General features: G+C 68.9%; 12 protein-coding genes and 1 tRNA gene. 3 read left to right on the top strand and 10 right to left on the bottom strand.

The annotated features are described in order from the left end of the window. Window positions 1-193 precede the first annotated feature (193 nt). The 5 genes from ACIBKY_RS44690 to topA all read right to left on the bottom strand — a co-directional run bounded on the left by ACIBKY_RS44690 (window position 194) and on the right by topA (window position 8104). Entirely contained in the window at window positions 194-1366 is a 1173-nt protein-coding gene (locus tag ACIBKY_RS44690) for a DNA polymerase III subunit delta' (RefSeq protein ID WP_397106978.1), read from the bottom strand. Window positions 1367-1376: 10 nt separating this feature from the next. Beyond that, window positions 1377-3422, bottom strand: a complete 2046-nt coding sequence (gene tmk / locus ACIBKY_RS44685) for a dTMP kinase (RefSeq protein ID WP_397106976.1) — start codon at window positions 3420-3422, stop codon at window positions 1377-1379. 135 nt (window positions 3423-3557) lie between these two features. Next, window positions 3558-4067: a helix-turn-helix transcriptional regulator gene (locus ACIBKY_RS44680; protein ID WP_397106974.1), complete on the bottom strand. Its 510-nt coding sequence runs from the start codon at window positions 4065-4067 to the stop codon at window positions 3558-3560. 69 nt (window positions 4068-4136) lie between these two features. Then, window positions 4137-5357 (bottom strand): metallophosphoesterase, encoded by a 1221-nt coding sequence (locus tag ACIBKY_RS44675; protein ID WP_397106972.1) that lies wholly within the window; start codon window positions 5355-5357, stop codon window positions 4137-4139. 56 nt (window positions 5358-5413) lie between these two features. After that, complete coding sequence (topA, locus tag ACIBKY_RS44670) at window positions 5414-8104, bottom strand: type I DNA topoisomerase (protein WP_397106970.1); 2691 nt, start codon at window positions 8102-8104, stop codon at window positions 5414-5416. Window positions 8105-8295: 191 nt separating this feature from the next. Between topA and ACIBKY_RS44665 the strand changes: the two genes are divergently transcribed. Beyond that, window positions 8296-8481, top strand: a complete 186-nt coding sequence (locus ACIBKY_RS44665) for a DUF5703 family protein (RefSeq protein ID WP_184971456.1) — start codon at window positions 8296-8298, stop codon at window positions 8479-8481. Window positions 8482-8593: 112 nt separating this feature from the next. Here the strand turns inward: ACIBKY_RS44665 and ACIBKY_RS44660 are convergent, their stop codons facing one another. Further along, window positions 8594-10561 carry a chaplin family protein gene (locus ACIBKY_RS44660; RefSeq protein WP_397106968.1) on the bottom strand — a complete coding sequence of 656 codons (1968 nt, stop codon included), beginning with the start codon at window positions 10559-10561 and terminating at the stop codon, window positions 8594-8596. 208 nt (window positions 10562-10769) lie between these two features. Next, a complete protein-coding gene (locus ACIBKY_RS44655) occupies window positions 10770-11351 on the bottom strand; it encodes a hypothetical protein (RefSeq protein WP_397106966.1) in 582 nt (193 codons plus the stop codon). Between the two features lie 311 nt (window positions 11352-11662). Between ACIBKY_RS44655 and ACIBKY_RS44650 the strand changes: the two genes are divergently transcribed. Continuing rightward, a tRNA-Leu gene (locus ACIBKY_RS44650) sits at window positions 11663-11748 on the top strand. A gap of 621 nt (window positions 11749-12369) precedes the next feature. Here ACIBKY_RS44650 and ACIBKY_RS44645 read toward each other — a convergent pair. Both ACIBKY_RS44645 and ACIBKY_RS44640 read right to left on the bottom strand, forming a co-directional pair. Continuing rightward, window positions 12370-13479 (bottom strand): serine hydrolase domain-containing protein, encoded by a 1110-nt coding sequence (locus tag ACIBKY_RS44645; RefSeq protein WP_397106964.1) that lies wholly within the window; start codon window positions 13477-13479, stop codon window positions 12370-12372. Between the two features lie 33 nt (window positions 13480-13512). Then, window positions 13513-13920 (bottom strand): hypothetical protein, encoded by a 408-nt coding sequence (locus ACIBKY_RS44640; protein ID WP_397106962.1) that lies wholly within the window; start codon window positions 13918-13920, stop codon window positions 13513-13515. A gap of 328 nt (window positions 13921-14248) precedes the next feature. Between ACIBKY_RS44640 and ACIBKY_RS44635 the strand changes: the two genes are divergently transcribed. After that, a complete protein-coding gene (locus tag ACIBKY_RS44635) occupies window positions 14249-15775 on the top strand; it encodes an MDR family MFS transporter (RefSeq protein WP_397106960.1) in 1527 nt (508 codons plus the stop codon). Window positions 15776-15825: 50 nt separating this feature from the next. On the opposite strand, the gene ACIBKY_RS44630 is transcribed toward ACIBKY_RS44635, so the two are convergent. Then, on the bottom strand, window positions 15826-16854 hold the full coding sequence (locus ACIBKY_RS44630) for a hypothetical protein (protein WP_397106958.1): 1029 nt from the start codon (window positions 16852-16854) through the stop codon (window positions 15826-15828). Between the last annotated feature and the right edge of the window lie 116 nt (window positions 16855-16970).

Here is a 16970-nt window from a genome sequence, read left to right as displayed (position 1 = left end):
TGCTTCGGTCACCGCGATATCTTCCCGCCTCGCCGGAGTACCCCTACCTCGTGTTCGCGCGGGCCGTTACGGCGAGTGCCACGTCCGACGTGAGAAGCGACCCCCACGACACGCCCGCCGATGTCGGCGGGTGGCGTGGGGGCGGCTTGCCGTAACGAAAGGCAGCGAAAGAACCCGCAGAGAAAAGCAGCGCTCAGCCGCGCAGGGACAGCATCAGCGCTTCCACCGCGATCTGTGGATTGACGCTGGCCTCCAGACGCTCCCGGCACACCATGATCGCCTCGATCCGCCGCAGCGTCTCCTCCGGTGTACCCCCCCGAGCCACCTGATCCAGGTCAAACCGCAGATCGTCGTTGGCCAGCTCCACCCCCGCCCCGAACTGCATCGCCAGCACGTCCCGGTAGAACGACACGAGCTCCAGCAACGCCGAGTCCAGCGAGTCCCGCTTGATCCGCGTGGCCCGTGACTTCTGCCGGTCCTCCAGCTCCTTCAGCGCCCCCGCGCCCCCGCGCACCAGCCCGCGATTGAGGCCTTTCCCCGTCGACCCCTCGCCGTACAACTTGCGCAGTTCTGACGTCTCCGTCTCATTGAGCGCCACCGTGGCCGCAGCGGCCTCCTCCTCGGCCGCCTTGACCAGGCGTTCCGCAGCGGTGATGCACTCCCCGACCCCCGTCAGCGACCGGGGAATCGCCAGCACCGCCTCCCGCCGCGACCGCGCCCCCTCATCCAGCGCCAGCGACCGCGCCCGGCTGACATGCCCCTGCGCGGCCCGCGCCGCGAACCGCGCCATCGGCGCAGGCACGCTGTCGCGCGTCGCCAGTACGTGCGCGACCGCCTCCGTACCCGGCGTGGTCAGCGTGATCACGCGGCAGCGCGACCTGATGGTGATCATCATGTCGTCCGGCGCGGGCGCGCACAGCAGCCACACGGTACGCGGCGGCGGCTCCTCGATGGCCTTCAGCACCGCGTTCTGGGCCGATTCCGTGGCCCGGTCGGCGTCCTCGAAGAGGATCACCCGCCACCGCCCCTGCGTCGGCGCGCCCGCGGCCCGCAGAATGAGTTCGCGGGTCTGCTTCACGCCGTAGGACAGCCCTTGAGGACGCACCGATTCGAGGTCGGGATGCGACCCGATCATCACCTGATGGCACTGGTCGCAGTGGCCGCATCCGCCGTCCGGGCACAGCAGCGCGGCGGCGAAGGCCCGCGCGGCGTCCTCACGCCCGGAGCCCGGCGGGCCGGTGAACAACCACGCGTGCGTCATGCCCGCGCCCCGCCCGCCGCCGACGACCTCGCGCGCGGCAGCGGCGGCCCGCGAAAGTACGGCTACCGCCTGGTCCTGGCCGACAAGGTCATCGAAGACACCCACGGAAGCAAGGTTAGTCGCGGATGGCAGGCATCGTGCCCGTGTTGTCTTCGGACTCCTGCGGCACCGGATCGGGCAGGATCTCCCGCACCCGGTCCTGGATCGAACGGGTGATCTCCTCCGGCCTCAACGTGCCGTCGACGACCAGATAGCGCTCGGGCGCGGCCGAGGCCAGCGCGCGGAACTCCTTGCGCACCCGCTCGTGGAACTCCAGCGGCTCCGACTCGATCCGGTCGGCCGCCCCGCCCAGCCGGGTCAGCCCGATCTCCGGCGGCGTGTCGATCAGCACGGTCAGGTGCGGCACCAGCCCGCCGGTCGCCCAGGCGTTGACCCTGGAGACGTCGGCCGGATCGAGCTCCCGCCCCGCGCCCTGGTAGGCCAGCGACGAGTCGACGTAGCGGTCGGTGACCACCACGGCGCCCCGCTCCAACGCCGGACGGATCACCTTCTCGACGTGTTCGGCCCGGTCGGCGGCGTACAGCAGCGCCTCCGAGCGCGCCGACAGCCCGCGCTCGGCCGCGTCGAGCAGGATGGCCCGCAGCCGCATGCCGACCTTGGTGGATCCGGGCTCGCGGGTCTGGACGACGTCGTAGCCCTGGTCGCGCAGCCAGATCGCGACGAGCCGGGACTGCGTGGTCTTGCCGGAGCCCTCGCCGCCCTCGAAGGCGAGGAACAGCCCGGGGGTCTCCTCGTCGGAACCGGCCGCGTACCGCTCACCGCGCACCGCCGCGACCAGGTCCTCCGACAGCCGGACGCCCTTCCTGTCGTCCAGGTGGCGGAAGCTCAGGACGCCGAGGACGGTGACGAGCACGCCGCCGACGACCAGCACCAGGTTGACGCCGTCGAAGTTGTAGTCGTACCCGGCGAAGGGGAGCTTGTGCACCCCGAACACCGCCGCCAGCGCGCCGCCCACCAGGACCACCAGCAGCAGCGTCACCCGCGCCGCCGACCGCAGGAACGGCAGGATCCGCCCGCGCAGCGCGTCTTCCGCCTCCAGTTCGATCAGCGTGTAGCCGATGATCCACGAGATGCCCGCGCACGCGCCCAGCAGCCCGGTCAGCATGACCACGATCACCAGGTTGTGGATGAGCGCGATCGCCACGAGCGCCACGCCCGCGACCACGATCGACAGCCCGAACAGCCGCCGCCGCGACAGTCCCGCCAGCAGCCTCGGCCCGAAGAACATGCCGAGCGCGACGCCGGTGAAGACCGCGCAGAACACCATGCCGTAGGCGGCGTCGCCGCCTTCGAGCTGGCTGCTGACGTACAGCTTCGCCAGGACCACCACGGCGCCGCCGGCGGCGAAGGCGCCGAGCATGCCGATGATCAGCCCGCGGACCAGCCGGTTGCCGCCGACAGATCGGCGGCCCTCGGCGATCTGCTTGAGCACCGACGGCGTCGGGATCGTCCCGCTACGCCGGGGGATGTCGTGGAGTGTGAAGATGAGCGCCGCGGACACGAGGTAGGCGGCGGCGGCGATGATCAGCGCCGGCCCTGCCGTCCCCGTCGCGGGCGAGAACGGCGTCACGGTACGCAGCAGGTCGGCGACGACCGACAGCACGGCGAACAGCAGGGCGGCCGGCGGCGCGGTGCCGTAGGTCGCCAGCAGGTCGAGCCGGTTGGCCGGCTCCAGCCGCTCCCTGGGCACCAGGTTGGACAGCGTCGCGTCCTTGGCCGGCGTCCAGAGCAGGCTGACGCACTCCACCAGGACCATCGTGACGATCAGCCACTGGTAGCCGCCGACGAACACGGCCGACAGCACCACCGCGAACCTCGCGAGGCCGGCCGCGGCCATGGTCATCCGGCGGTCGAACCGGCCGGCGAGCGCGCCCGCCAGCGGTGCGAGCAGGATCGCCGGCAAGATCTTGGCGACGAACACGCCGCCGATGGCCAGCGTCTGCACGCGCGGGTCGCCCTGGTAGAGGTTTCCCGCGATGGCGGTCAGCGCCAGGATGGTCAGCCAGTCACCCAGGCTGCACGCCGACATGGCCGTCCACAGCTTGCGGAATGGGGCGTTAGCCAGCAAATGCGCTGGTCTGGGTCGGCCAGGGGCGGTCATAGTGTCAGCGTATCCAGGTGCTCGCCGGGCGTGGGAGGTCACGAGACGAGCCGGATATACCCGGCTGCTCGCGCCTGAGGGTATTACGTCCTGGGGCCCCTGTGCAGGGCACAGACCCCGAATGGGCCCCCATCGCTATGCGGCCAGGCACGCGCGCACCAGGGGGTTCCAGGCGGCTCTGACCGCCTCGGGCAGCTCCAGCTCTCTCCAGAGCTCCACCAGCAACACGCCGTCGACATAGCGCAGCAGGTCAGCCGGGCTTCCCTCGCGCAGCACGGCGGAGTAGACCGCGCCGCGGTCGGCTCTGTCGGCCAGGTCGCGCCGCCGGCCCGCCGGGTAGTCGACCGTGGCCAGCGCGCGCTCGGCCGGCAGCCGCGGCAGCCGATCGGGCACGTGGAAGGAGCCCTCATGCTCGGTGAACGCGATCTTCGGCTCCAGCGTCAGGTGGAAGCCGGCCGCGTCGAGGATGCGGCCGGCGGTCTCCAGCGTCGGCGACTTGCGGCCGTGCTCGTAGGCGGACAGCGTCGTACGCGACGTGCCACTCAGGTCGGCCAGCACGGTCTGGTTCATGCTGGCGGTCTGTCTGGCCCGTTTGAGCAGCAAACCGCCGCGCTCGGCCCAGAATCTGACGTCAGGCGTACGCAACCGCCCACCTCCTCGGTATCCGGTTGGATACTACGCCGGATGGGCCGGGACGTCAGGCGAATGGGGAAGTCAGCGCAACTCCAGCAGAGTGATCTCCGGCGGCGCCCCCACGCGCACCGGCGGCCCCCAGAAACCCGCGCCCCTGGTGACGTACACCTGCACGCCGTCGACCGTCGCCAGCCCCGACACCACCGGCTGCTGGAACGGCACCACCAGGTTGAACGGCACGATCTGCCCGCCGTGCGTGTGCCCGGACAACTGCAGGTCCACGCCGTAGTCCTTGGCCCGGTCGACCTGCACCGGCTGGTGGGCCAGCAGCACGGTGGGCCGCGCCGCGTCCCGCCCGCCGAGCGCCTTATCGAAGTCGGGGCCGTCGTTCATGGTCGCGCCGTTGATGTCGTTGACCCCGGCCAGGTCGAGGACCGCGCCCTGGTGCCGGATCTCCACCCGCTCGTTGCGCAGCGACCGCACGCCGAGCCCGTCGAGCTCCTTGATCCACTCATTCGGCCCGTTGGCCGTGTAGTACTCGTGGTTGCCGGTCACGAAATAGGCGCCATATCGGGATTCGAGGTTCCGGAATGGCTTCGCCAGCGACCCCAGTTCCGCCACCGTCCCGTCCACCAGGTCGCCCACGATCGCGACCACGTCGGGTTCGAGCTCGTTGATCATCCGGACGATGCGCTCGGTGTGCCCGATCCCGGTCAGCGGCCCCAGGTGGATGTCGCTGACTACCGCGAACCTCATCCCGCCCAGCCGGGGATCGAGCTTCGGCAGCGTGACCTTGACCGGCTCGATCACCGGCGGTCCCAGGGCGGTACGCATGCCGTACCCCACCGTGCCCATGGCCGCGACGCCCGCGACCAGCGCGGTGCCGCGCCCGATGAACAGGCGTCTGCTCACGTCCTCGCCGCCGGACGGCGGCGGCGCTTCGGCGGGCTCCGTCGCGGGCGGCGCCCCGCCCGCGACCAATACCGGCTCTTTCACCTCATGTACGGCAGGCCGCCGCCACAACCGGCTCACCACGGCCCGCGGGATCTCCAGCACCACCAGGAAGACCACGAGGTAGAACATCATGGCGAACCAGATGTAGCCCGGCCAGGCCAGCCACCACAACCCCGCCTCCACGCGGGTCCCGATGAAGGTCGCCACCACGAGCAGGACCAGGCCGACCATGGTCCAGGTGAGCGCCCGGCGCGAGCGGCCGGGCGCGGTGGTCGAACGGACCAGCCTGCGCCACAGGTAGTAGTGCACGGCCAGAACGACCACGATCATCATGACGGCGAATCCCACGCGGTCATGCTACGAGGCGGCGCCGACAACGTGCGCGGCGCCGCCTGAGAGCCTTCTCAGGACTTGGCGGCCGGCTTCTTCGCCGCTGCCTTCTTGGCCGGAGCCTTCCTGGTCGTGGTCGTCTTCTTCTTCGGCGCCGGCGCCCGCTCACGCCGCTCGGCCAGCAGTTCCGCCGCCCGCTCCGTGGTGATCTCCTCCACGCTGTCGTCCTTGCGCAGGGAGGCGTTGGTCTCGCCATCGGTGACGTACGGGCCGAAACGCCCTTCCTTCACCACGATCTGCTTCTTGGACTGCGGGTCCTCGCCCAGCTCACGCAGCGGCGCCGCGGCCGCGGCGCGTCCCCTGCCACGCTGCTTGGGCTGCGCGAACAGCTCCTTGGCCTGCTCGATCGTGACCGTGAACAGGTCGTCCTCCGCGGCCAGCGAGCGCGAGTCCGTGCCCTTCTTCAGGTAGGGCCCGAACTTGCCGTTGTGCGCGACGACAGGCTCGCCCTCCAGCTCACCCACGAGCCGCGGGATCTCCAGGAGCTTGAGCGCCTCCTCGAACGTGATCGTGTCCAGCGACATCGTCTTGAACAACGAACTCGTCCGCGGCTTGGCGGCATCCGCCTTCTTCGTCCGCTTCTTGGGCGCTTCGTCCTCGGCCGGAGCGGGCAGAACCTCCGTGACATACGGGCCGAACCGCCCGTCCTTGGCCACGATCATGTTCCCCGTCGCCGGGTCGTGTCCGAGCTCACGGTCGCCGGTCGGCCGCGAGAAGAGCTCCTCGGCCTTCTCCGCGGTCAGCTCGTCCGGCGTCATGTCCTCCGGAACGTTGATCCGCGAACCCTCCCTGTCCAGGTACGGGCCATATCGGCCGACCCGCAGGACGATGTCGCTGTCCCGGATCGCGAAGGAGCTGATCTCCTTGGCGTCGATCTCGCCGAGGTCGGTGACCATCTCCTTCAGACCCTCGTCGCCGTCGCCGCCGTAGTAGAAGCGCTGCAGCTCGGGCACCCGCTCGGCGCGGTCGTTGGCGATGTCGTCGAGGACCTTCTCCATCTCGGCCGTGAAGTCGTAGTCGACCAGGTTGCCGAAATGCTGCTCCAGCAGGTTGACCACGGCGAAGGCCAGGAACGACGGCACCAGCGCCGTGCCCTTCTTGAACACGTAGCCGCGGTCGAGGATCGTTCCGATGATCGAGGAGTACGTCGAAGGACGCCCGATCTCCCGATCCTCCAGCTCCTTGATCAGCGTGGCTTCCGTGTAACGGGCGGGCGGCTTGGTCGCGTGCGCGGCCACGTCGAGCCTGCTCAGGTCCAGCGCGTCGCCCTCCGCCAGGTTGGGCAGGCGCTTCTCGGAGTCGTCGCGGTCGGTCGACGGGTCGTCCGCGCCCTCGACGTAGGCCTTGAGGAAGCCGTGGAAGGTGATCGTGCGGCCGGAGGCGCTGAACTCGACCTCTTCACCCGCCGACGACGCGCCCGCCACCTTCACCGTGACCGACTCGCCGACCGCGTCCTTCATCTGCGAGGAGATGGTCCGCTGCCAGATCAGTTCGTAAAGGCGGAACTTGTCGCCGCTCAGCCCGGTCTCGCCAGGAGTGCGGAACTCCTCACCCGACGGGCGGATCGCCTCGTGCGCCTCCTGCGCGTTCTTCACCTTGCTGGCATATGCCCGCGGCTTGTCGGGCACGTAGGCGGCGCCGTACAGCTTGATGGCCTGAGAGCGCGCGGCGGCGATGGCCGTCTCCGACAGCGTGATGCTGTCGGTACGCATATAGGTGATGTAGCCCTCTTCGTACAGACGCTGCGCGACCTGCATCGTGTGCTTCGAGCTGAAGCCCAGCTTGCGGCTGGCCTCCTGCTGCAATGTGGTCGTCCTGAAGGGCGCATAAGGCTTGCGCGTGTACGGCTTGCGCTCGACCGACTTGACCCGGAACGACGAGGCGCGCAAACGCCCGGCCAGTTCACCGGCGGCCGCCTCGGACAGGTGGAGCACGCCGGCCGTCTTCAGCTGGCCGGTGGAGGCGAAGTCGCGGCCCTGCGCGACCCGCTTGCCGTCGACCGTCGACAGCGTGGCGGTGAAGTCACGCGGCCGCTCCTCGGCCTTCCCGGTGTCGAAAAGGGCGGAAAGGTCCCAGTAGTTGGCGACGGTGAACGCCATCCGGTCCCGCTCGCGCTCCACGACCAGCCGGGTCGCGACCGACTGCACGCGGCCGGCGGACAGGCGCGGCTTGACCTTCTTCCACAGGACCGGGCTGACCTCGTAGCCGTAGAGGCGGTCGAGGATGCGGCGCGTCTCCTGGGCGTCGACCAGGCGCAGGTTGAGCGTGCGCGGGTTCGCGACGGCTTCCTGGATCGCCTGCTTGGTGATCTCGTGGAAGACCATGCGGTGCACCGGCACCTTGGGCTTCAGCACCTCCTGCAGGTGCCACGCGATGGCCTCGCCCTCGCGGTCCTCGTCAGTTGCGAGGTAGAGCTCGTCGGCGTCCTTCAGGAGCTGCCGGAGCTTGGTGACCTGGGCTCGTTTGTCGGCGTTGACGACGTACAGCGGCTCGAACTCGTGCTCCACGTTCACGCCGAGCCGAGCCCACGACTCCCCCTTGTACTTCTCGGGGATGTCGTCGGCCCGCTCCGGCAGGTCACGGATGTGGCCGATGCTGGACTCGACGACGTAGCCACGCCCCAGATACTTCTCAATCGTCTTCGCCTTGGCGGGCGACTCGACGATCACCAGGCGTGTTCCGCCGGCGCCGTTGTTGGCTGGCACGCTGCTTCCTACCTCGCTGTTCGTTCGCGCTTCCCCCTGCCGGAGTCCGGCACAGATCTGCAAGGTAACCCGGATTGCGGGTTTTTTCCTTCCCCCGGGCTACCCACAACCTTCCGGGTCCACCCACAAGGACGCAGAATAAGGCCCACCGAGCAGCCTCGCGCCCTGACTCACCCTGGAGACTAATCGTTGTGCCCGACTACTCCTACATGGATATCTTCATTCCACGCGACACCTCCCGAGAAGCCGCACGTCAACTGCTCACCGAACACGCCGAGTACGGCCAGTGGGAACTGTCACTCGTGCGCGTGTATCCCGATGGAAGCCGTCGGGTACGGCTGCGCCGCAAGATCATACGAGTTCGCCGCACCCTCTAATTGTTGACCGCTTCTGGACATGGCTTTGCCCGTCCCGGGGCCGCGCCCCCCAGAACGGGCAAAGCGTCTCACGCTACTTACTCACAGGCTGTGAGCGAGAGCCGTACCTGGACTACTTCCTGCCGAGCCGGAGCCGGCGGGTGGTCGCGAACAGCGTCGTGGACGCGGCGAACATCGCCCCGAGCACCAGCGCGAACAACGAGGTGGAGTTCATCCCCGTGACGCCCGCGGGCTGAGCCGCGCTCATCAGGCCCAGGTCGCCGACGGGCAGCGAGCCCGCGGTGGAGGCCACCGCGCCGCCGACCGGAGTCGCGGAGGCCAGCCCGCCCACCGGGCCGAGGGCCGACAGCGGGCTGGGGGAGGCGGTGTGGTTCTTGGTCTTCACCGGCAGGTTGGTCTTGCCCTGCGTGGCAGGGGTGGCCGGCTGGCCGGGCAGACCGGGCAGGCCGGGAAGCGCGGGCAGGCCCAGGGTCTGGGTCACGTCGCCGACGACGGGCAGCGGGGGCAGGCCGCCGGAGCGCATCTGCTGGGTCACGTTCCCCGCGTCCTTCAGGCTGGCCAGAGCCGGAAGGGGCAGTGCGGGCAGCAGGCCGCTGCTCTTGGCGACGCTTCCCGAACGGGGACGCGCGTAGTGGTCGTACCCGTGGCCCTCTTCGACCGGCTTGCCGACGTGCGAGCCGCCGAGGCACCCGGCGGCGGCGTCACCCAGGACGGCCACCGCGTTGCCGCAGACGTTGACAGGAGCGGTGATCGGCGCGATCACCTGGTTGCCGGCGAGCACACCCGACTGGCCTGAGGTGGTGTTGCCACCGCCGCCGATGCCGTTGTGCGGGTTGACGCTGGCGCCGCCCTTGCAGTGGGCCTCGGCCAGGCCGAGCGCGGCCACCGCGTTGCCACAGGCGTTGATCGGAGCGGTGATCGGTGCCACGACCTGGTTGCCCGAGCCGACACCCGACTTGCCAGAGGTGGTGTTGCCGCCGGCGCCCTTGCCGCCGTTCTTCACCGAAACGCCGCCCTTGCACCCGGCGAAGGCCTGGCCGAACGCTGCCACGGCGTTGCCGCAGACGTTGATGGGAGCGGTGATCGGCGCGATCACCTGGTTGCCGGAGAGCACCCCGGAACGCCCTGAAGTGGTGTTGCCGCCCGCCCCACTGCCCGCGGCGGTGTTCTCGACGGTGCTGCCGCCCTTGCAACCGGCCGGGGCGTTGCCGACCGCGTTGCCGCAGGCCGTGATGGGCAGACTGACCGGCGCGACGACCTGGTTGCCGCTGCCGGCGCCGAAGCGCCCGTCGGTGTCGTTGCCGCTGGAGCCCCTGCCGTGCGCGGAGTGGTATCCGTGACCGGGCTTGCCACCGCCGTTGGTGACCGACGAGCCGCCCTTGCAGCCGGCGAACGCCTGGCCGAAGACGGCGATCGCGTTGCCGCAGATGTTGATCGGGCCGCTGATGGGCGCGATCACCTGGTTGCCGCCGAGCGCCGAACTCCGGCCCGAGGTGGTGTTGCCACCGGCGCCGACACCGGTGTTCTTGACGGACGAGCCGCCCTTGCAGCCCGCGGTCGCGTCGCCGAAGATCGCCAGCGCGTTGCCGCAGGCGTTGATCGGGGCGCTGATGGGCGCGGTGACCTGGTTGCCGCCCAGAAGGCTGCTGTCACCGGAGGTCTTGTTGCCGCCCGCGCCGCCCTTGCCGGAGTTCTTGACGGTCGCGCCGCCCTTGCAGCCCGCGTCGGAACTGCCGAACAGCGAGACCGCGTTGCCACAGGCGTTGACCGGCGCGCTGATCGGCGCGTTGACCTGGTTGCCGCCCAGCACGCTGCTGTTGCCGGATGTCTTGCCGGGGATGCCGCCCTTGCCGGTGTTCTCGACCGAGGCGCCGCCCTGCGAGGTGGCGCTGGACTCGCCGGCCGCGCCGACGGCGTTGCCGCTGATGTCGATCGGCAGGGAGACGGGCAGGTTGACCTGGTTCCCGCCACCGACCGATGAGTTGCCCGAGGTGTCGGCGACAGCCGTACCGCCGCCGAAGGACATGACCGCTACGGCGAGCAGAGCCGCCGGGGCCGATGCCTTTGCCCACGTACGCATAATGAATGCTCCTAGTGGTTCTTGGGGGGATTACCTGACAGTTCGCGGGCAGCCCGAGACCGTGCGCGCCCTCTGGATGGGGCGCCGCTCAGCGAAGATCACGGGGTACGCGAACCTGGGACTGACTGACTCGCTCGCGGAGGGGTTCAGGATTCGCCCACGCTCCGCCGCCGGGCCTTAGACCAGGGCCGGCCGATGACGCGTTAGATCAGTCAGGTGAGAAAGAAGGGTCGTCCGCCGCTGTGCGGACGACGGGGGGCAGCACGCACGCCAGGGGGGCGCGCTGTGCCAGGAGCCGCGGGTCGAACACCGACCTCGCGACGTCCCCCATGCTCGACCCGAAGGGGCCACTGCCACCGCCATTGGGGGCCAGCCCATTGGCGCCCAGGTTTTTGGACGCGGTGGATGGATCGGGCATGCCCGGGGTCGACTGGCTGGTCAGCCCGTCGACCTTCAGGCCTGCCATCGCCTCGGCGTTGTCCGTGACCGAGACGGCGTCGCCCGCCGTGGGGAAATCGCCCGTGACGGGCCCGGCGGCGACCATGGAGTGAGAGGTGTCGGCCGCCGCGGGAGCGGCGGTGAGCATCCCGAAGAGAAGAGCGAGCAGCCAGCCGGCGGCCACCAGGGCCCCAACCGCGACTGCCCGGGCGATGACCTGACCGGCGCCGGCCGCGAACCGCGCCATCCGGTCCTGCCGATCAGTGATCGCGCCCTCCGTGGGAACGGCCACGCGCACACGCCGCGCAACGAGGGCCATCGCCCTCAGCTGCTGCACCGGCGTGCGTGCCACGTGACCTCCCAAAGCTCCAGAACCGACCCCACCAGGTGAGGCCGGTCCATGGACTCACCCCTCAACGGTCCGTAACCGTAGCAGCACCCAACGTTGTCGCAAGGACTTTTCAGCAGAGATCCAGGAAGAGGTCAAGAACCCACGCCCCAAACCAGCCTGTACCCGCTGATTGGGCACGCTTTCCTCTTGCCGTCGGGGCGTCCCGACACTGTTCGTCGGGCCGGCGCGGAAACCAGGTATGACGCACCCCCTAGAGTTTGCTAACCTTTCTCTCGCCGACGCGGGATGACGGTCCCGCGTGCAGGCACCAAGTCCGGGTGGCGGAATAGGCAGACGCGCTAGCTTGAGGTGCTAGTGCCCTTTGCGGGGCATGGGGGTTCAAGTCCCCCCTCGGACACATACCGTTGGCTTTGGAGTCCTGGTCGTGCGAACTTGCGGCCAGGACTTTGTGCTTTGCAGGGTGTTAGATCAGGCCCTCGCCCAGCTCAATGTGGATTTCGCCTTCCGAGCGGCACGGTTGCGGAAACGTTGGCCCCGCGGGTGGGGCGGGCACCTCGGACCGAACTGACCCGCTTGAACTTCTGTGTGGCTGGGCCGAGCCAGCCGGCCCAGCGCTGCTGGAACTTCACCATCAGGGACCATGCCGTGTCGTCCGCGTGGTTCACCGAGGTGGTCAGGGTCGTCTTGCCGTCGGGTGAGCTGTATCTCGGTGCTCCGTAGCCGTGCGGGAACCGCCGTTGTGCTGCCGTAGTCCTGCGCGATCAGCCCGGGGGCATAGGTGATCGTCCCGGTACGGCTGGCGCTTCCCGGCCTGTGGCTTCGCGCTCTGGTCCGGCTTGCGTACCCCGATGCTATTGGTCCGCTTGCCCCGGCTCATCGGGTACGCGCGCCTGCCACGGCGGAACCGTCGACGAACGTACCTGGGGCTTCTCTCGGCACCGGCAGCGCCGTCGGCCAGGGCGGGTGAGGTGCCCTGGCCGACGGCGCTCTGCCGGTGTCTTGACCGGCGTTCGGTGTGTTACTTGGTGGGCTCGGGCTGCTCGTCACCGAACACCACCTTGACGAGCTGCTGCTTCACCTTCTCGAATTCCACGGACATGGCGACCATGTCGAGTTCGGCTTCGCCGGTGGTCAGCGAGGCGGTCATGGTCTTGCTGCCGTCGGGGGTGCTGTACATGAGCGCGGCCCAGCCCCAGAAGCCGCCGTTGTGGTGGAGGAGGGTGGCGCCGTTCTCGGTGTTCTCGACGAATATCCCCAGGCCGTAGCCGATCGTGGGGTCGGGCTTGCGCATCTCGGCCAGGAGCGGGGTGGGGATGAGCTTGCCGGAGTTCAGGGCGGAGAAGAACGTGTGGAGGTCCTTGGTGGTCGAGATCATGTCACCGGCGGCGGAGATCCAGGAGGGGTTGAAGCTGGTGGTGTCGGCGGTCTTCCACTCTTCGCCGTCCTGGTAGCGGTAGTAGCCGTGGGCGTGCGGCTCGGGGATGTCCGGGGAGGCCTCCGGCAGCACTGTGCCTGACAGGCCTAGCGGGTGCAGGATCCGTGCCTCCATCTCCTCCGCGAACGTGCCGCCGGTGATCTTCTCGACCAGGAGTCTGGCCAGCACGTAGTTGGTGTTGGAGTAGCTCCAGGCGGTTCCCGGCTCGAACCGGGCCGGCTTGGACAGCGCCAGCCGTACCAGCTCATCCGGCTTGTAGGTGCGGGACCGGTTGTCGACCACCCATTCCTTGCCCAGGCCGGGGATTCCCGGCCCGAACGTGCCGTCGGGGTAGTACTCGCCGGTGAAGTTGAACACGCCGCTGGTGTGCTGCAGCAGCATCCGGACCGTGATGCGCCGGTCCAGCCCGTATTCGGGCAGGTGGTCATCTACCGGGGTGTCCAGTGTGATTCGGCCCTCGGCCACCAGTTGCAGGACCAGGGTCGCGGTGAAGGTCTTGGTGGTGCTGCCGATCCGGAACAGTCCGTCCGTCGCCGGCTTGGCGGGCTGGCCGAGTTCGCGCACTCCGGCGGTGCCGACCCATTCTCCCTGCTCGTCGTTCACTCGCAGTTGTACTCCGGCGGCCAGGCCGGCGTCGACGAACCCCTGGATGGCCTTCTGCAGTTCGGGGCGGGTCTCGTGGGTGGTGGTCATGGTGGTCTACTCCTTCGAATCTGTTATGTCGGGTCAGGCGGCGTCGAGGGCTTCGGTGATCTTGCGGATCATGTCGGCGACGGTGGGGCTGGGCTGGGCCTGGTGGGTACGGGCGGCCGCCTCGATGGCGACGATCACGGTGTCGCGGTAATTGGCGGCCTCGGCCGGGTCCTGCTGCTTGAGCAGGGCGACGGCCGCCGTCAGGGCGGGCAGCACCTGGTCGGCCAGTTCGGCGACCGACTTGCCGCTCACGTTGATGTCCTTGCTCTTCGCGGCGAGGACGTGCCCGATCATGCCGGTCGCGGAGGCCAGGGCGATGGAGCCCTGAGTGGCGGCCTTGTGGGGCGAGCCGGCGACGTCCGCGGCGGAGATCAGCGAGACAGCGCCGTAGGCGGCGGTGCGCAGGGTGGCCTTGTTCTGGTCGGTGAGGGTGACGGACATGGTGTGCTCCTTCGGATCTGTGCGTCTTGCGGTGCTTCAAAGCATCGCCAAGTGCCCTGATACCGGGTGGTCGCCGTCCTGACGCGGCCGCTGACACGCCATCGCGGGTTCTTCGCCGAAGGGGGTCTCAGGTGTCGAGAGAACACGGCCGCGTGGCCCCACGAGAGCCTCCGGCGGGTGTTCGTGCTGGTCAGGAGGCGATGTGGGGGGCTAACCGGGTGATTTGGTGATCGTCTTCCGGATGAAAAACCGGGTGACATTTCATGTCTCTTCCCGGAATGTTGAGCGGGGGCGATGAGTTTTGTCGGTGGTGCCGGTCAGTCTTTGCATGACCACAACTTCTTGTGAGACCCAAGGCTGGGATGCCAGCCGTGACCACGTCATTACCGACAATCAAGATCGAGGTTCCGTGTCCAGTCCACAGCTCGACTCACCCGCCAAGCCCACGACCGGCGTCGTCGCAGGTCGTACCCCGGCCGTGATCCGGCTGCTGGTGCTCGCCACGTTCGTGGTCATCCTCAATGAGACGATCATGATCAATGCGATCCCGCAGCTCATGGAGGCTCTGCACATCACTGAGCAGACCGCCCAATGGCTCTCGACCGCCTTTATGTTGACCATGGCCGCGGTTATCCCGATCACCGGATGGTTCCTGCAGCGCGTGTCCACGCGCAGTGCGTACACCACCGCGATGGGCTTGTTCCTGCTCGGCACCGCGTTGGCCGCCGCCGCGCCGACGTTCGAGGTGCTGCTGGGTGCCCGGATCATCCAGGCGTCCGGCACCGCGGTGATGATGCCGCTGCTGATGACCACGCTGATGCAGGTCGTGCCCCCTTCCGACCGGGGCCGGGTGATGGGAAATCTTTCCCTCGCCATCTCGGTCGCGCCCGCCATGGGTCCGGCCGTGTCGGGTCTGATCCTTCAGTTCGGGACGTGGCGGATGCTCTTCATCGTCGTGCTTCCCATCGCGGCGCTGATCACTTGGGGCGGGCTGAAGCAGCTCAAGAACGTCGGGGAGCCGAAGTTCAGCACGATCGACTGGCTGAGTGTGGTGACCGCCGCCGCCGGGTTCGGCGGGTTCGTCTACGGGCTCAGCCGGTTCGAGAGCGGCTCCCCGGGGACCGCCGCCGCGATCGTGGGCGTCGGGCTGCTCCTGATCGGGGCTTTCGTTCTTCGTCAGATGTCGCTGCAGAAGCGCGGTGTGCCGCTGATGGACCTGCGTACGCTGCGCCACCGCACGTACACCGTCGCGCTGATTCTGATGTCGGTCGCCTTCATGTCGATGCTCGGCTCGATGATCCTGCTGCCGCTGTATCTGCAGACCATCCGCGGGCTCAGCCCTCTGGAGACCGGGCTTCTCGTGATGCCCGGTGGTCTCGCCATGGGGTTGCTCGGTCCGACCGTCGGGCGGCTGTTCGACAAGTTCGGCGGGCGGGTGCTGGTCATTCCTGGCGCTGTCGGGATCATGCTGGCGCTGGTCGGGTTCACTCAGGTCACCATGACCATGCCGTACTGGCAGATTCTTGGACTGCACGCTCTGCTCATGGTGAGCCTGGCCGCCACGTTCACTCCGGTGTTCACGCTGGGGCTGGGCGCGGTTCCCTCCGATCTGTACTCCCACGGCAGTTCGATTCTGAGCACGTTGCAGCAGGTGTCGGCAGCGATCGGTACCGCGCTGGTGGTCACCGTGATGAGTGCGCGGGCCGATTCGCTGAAGGCCGGAGGGATCGCGGAGAACGTCGCTCTTCTCGATGGCATGCGGCTGGCCTTCATCATCGGTGCGGTGCTCTCCGTGGCCGTGGTCATCACCGCCCTGATCCTGCCTGCCCGAGCGGACAACCCCGTCGAGCACTGATAGCACTCCCGTGAGGGTCCGCCTGTGAGGGGCGGGCCCTCACTCGCGTCTCAAGCTCTATGTCGTACGCGGCCGTAGCCGGCCAGGGCGTGGAAGGCGGACTTGGGTTCCCATGGGAGTCCTGGGTAGGCGGCGCCCGTACCGCCGGACTCCAGGATCTTGACGACGCCGAAGGCGGCGGTGTCGAGGTCGCGCTCCGGGTCGTCGGAGTGGGGCAGGTGCCGGTTGGCGAAGGTGTTGACGAACGCCGCGTCCACCCCCGCTTCCTGGTAAATGGTGAGAAGTTCCAGCACGTACCGGGTCTGCTCTTCCTCGTCTCTGGTGACCTGGGTGCGCAGGCTGGGGCGAGCGTGATCGTCGTACTCGACGATGGAGTCGCCGCGGCCGCCCAGCGCGGCCGCTCCCCGGTGGGTGGCGCAGCCGAACTCGGTGACGGCGAACGGCTTGCCCTGGGCGACCTGCGCCCGCAGGCCTTCCAGCCAGCCGGGCGGCGTGGTCGCGTCGCGGTATCCGGCGTCGGTCGCGACGATGTCGAACGGTGTCCAGTCGACTCCTTCGAAGGGGAGCGAGGCGTAGCCGACCTGGCCGCCGAAGCGTTCGCGCACGCCGGCCACGGCCTCCTTGAAGAAGGCGTTGATGGCGCTGTGCAGGGTTGGGAGGGTGGCGCGCATGCGCTCGGGGTCGGTGAACAGGCCCAGGCGCTCCTCCAAGGTGCCGCCGGGCAGGAAGCCGCTGGTGAACAGGCTGATCTCGGAGCCGGTGAGCAGGACGACGCGCGCTCCTGCCCGGCGCAGGCGTTCGGCTCGCTCGGCCGCGTCCAGAAGGAATGCCAGCAGTTCGTCCTGGGTCAGGCCGTTGGTGAACGGCGAGTACCAGATCTCCAGGCCCGCCTCCGCGGCGTGCTGGGCGGCGGTTTCCAGGCGGTCTTGGACGCCTCCGGTGATGCGTACGGCGTCGCAGCCCAGGTCGTCGTGGATGATCCGCATCTCCCGGCGGACGGTTCCGGGGTCGAACGGCTCGTGGGTGGTGGATCCGGCGGAGGTGAAGCCGGTGTCGTAGGTGATTCCGTAGGCGCGCATCAGAAGTCCATCTCCCCGCCGGCCGGGGCGGCCGGGTTCTTCTCCGGCTTCTCGGCGATGACGGCCTCGGTGGTCAGGAACAGCGCCGCGATGGAGGCGGCGTTCTGCAGCGCCGA

Origin of the sequence: Nonomuraea sp. NPDC050394 (assembly GCF_044459065.1) — a bacterium.
In the GTDB taxonomy this organism is placed as follows: domain Bacteria; phylum Actinomycetota; class Actinomycetes; order Streptosporangiales; family Streptosporangiaceae; genus Nonomuraea.
The sequence above is the reverse complement of the archived record's forward strand: the minus strand, read 5'-3'. Positions and strand labels throughout refer to the sequence as shown.

Coding starts and splice junctions, on each gene's coding strand:
- ACIBKY_RS44660 (WP_397106968.1), bottom strand. CDS start 10,561: ATGCGTACGTGGGCAAAGGCATCGGCCCCGGCGGCTCTGCTCGCCGTA.
- ACIBKY_RS44640 (WP_397106962.1), bottom strand. CDS start 13,920: ATGTCCGTCACCCTCACCGACCAGAACAAGGCCACCCTGCGCACCGCC.
- ACIBKY_RS44630 (WP_397106958.1), bottom strand. CDS start 16,854: ATGCGCGCCTACGGAATCACCTACGACACCGGCTTCACCTCCGCCGGA.
- tmk (WP_397106976.1), bottom strand. CDS start 3,422: ATGACCGCCCCTGGCCGACCCAGACCAGCGCATTTGCTGGCTAACGCC.
- ACIBKY_RS44645 (WP_397106964.1), bottom strand. CDS start 13,479: ATGACCACCACCCACGAGACCCGCCCCGAACTGCAGAAGGCCATCCAG.
- ACIBKY_RS44635 (WP_397106960.1), top strand. CDS start 14,249: ATGACCACAACTTCTTGTGAGACCCAAGGCTGGGATGCCAGCCGTGAC.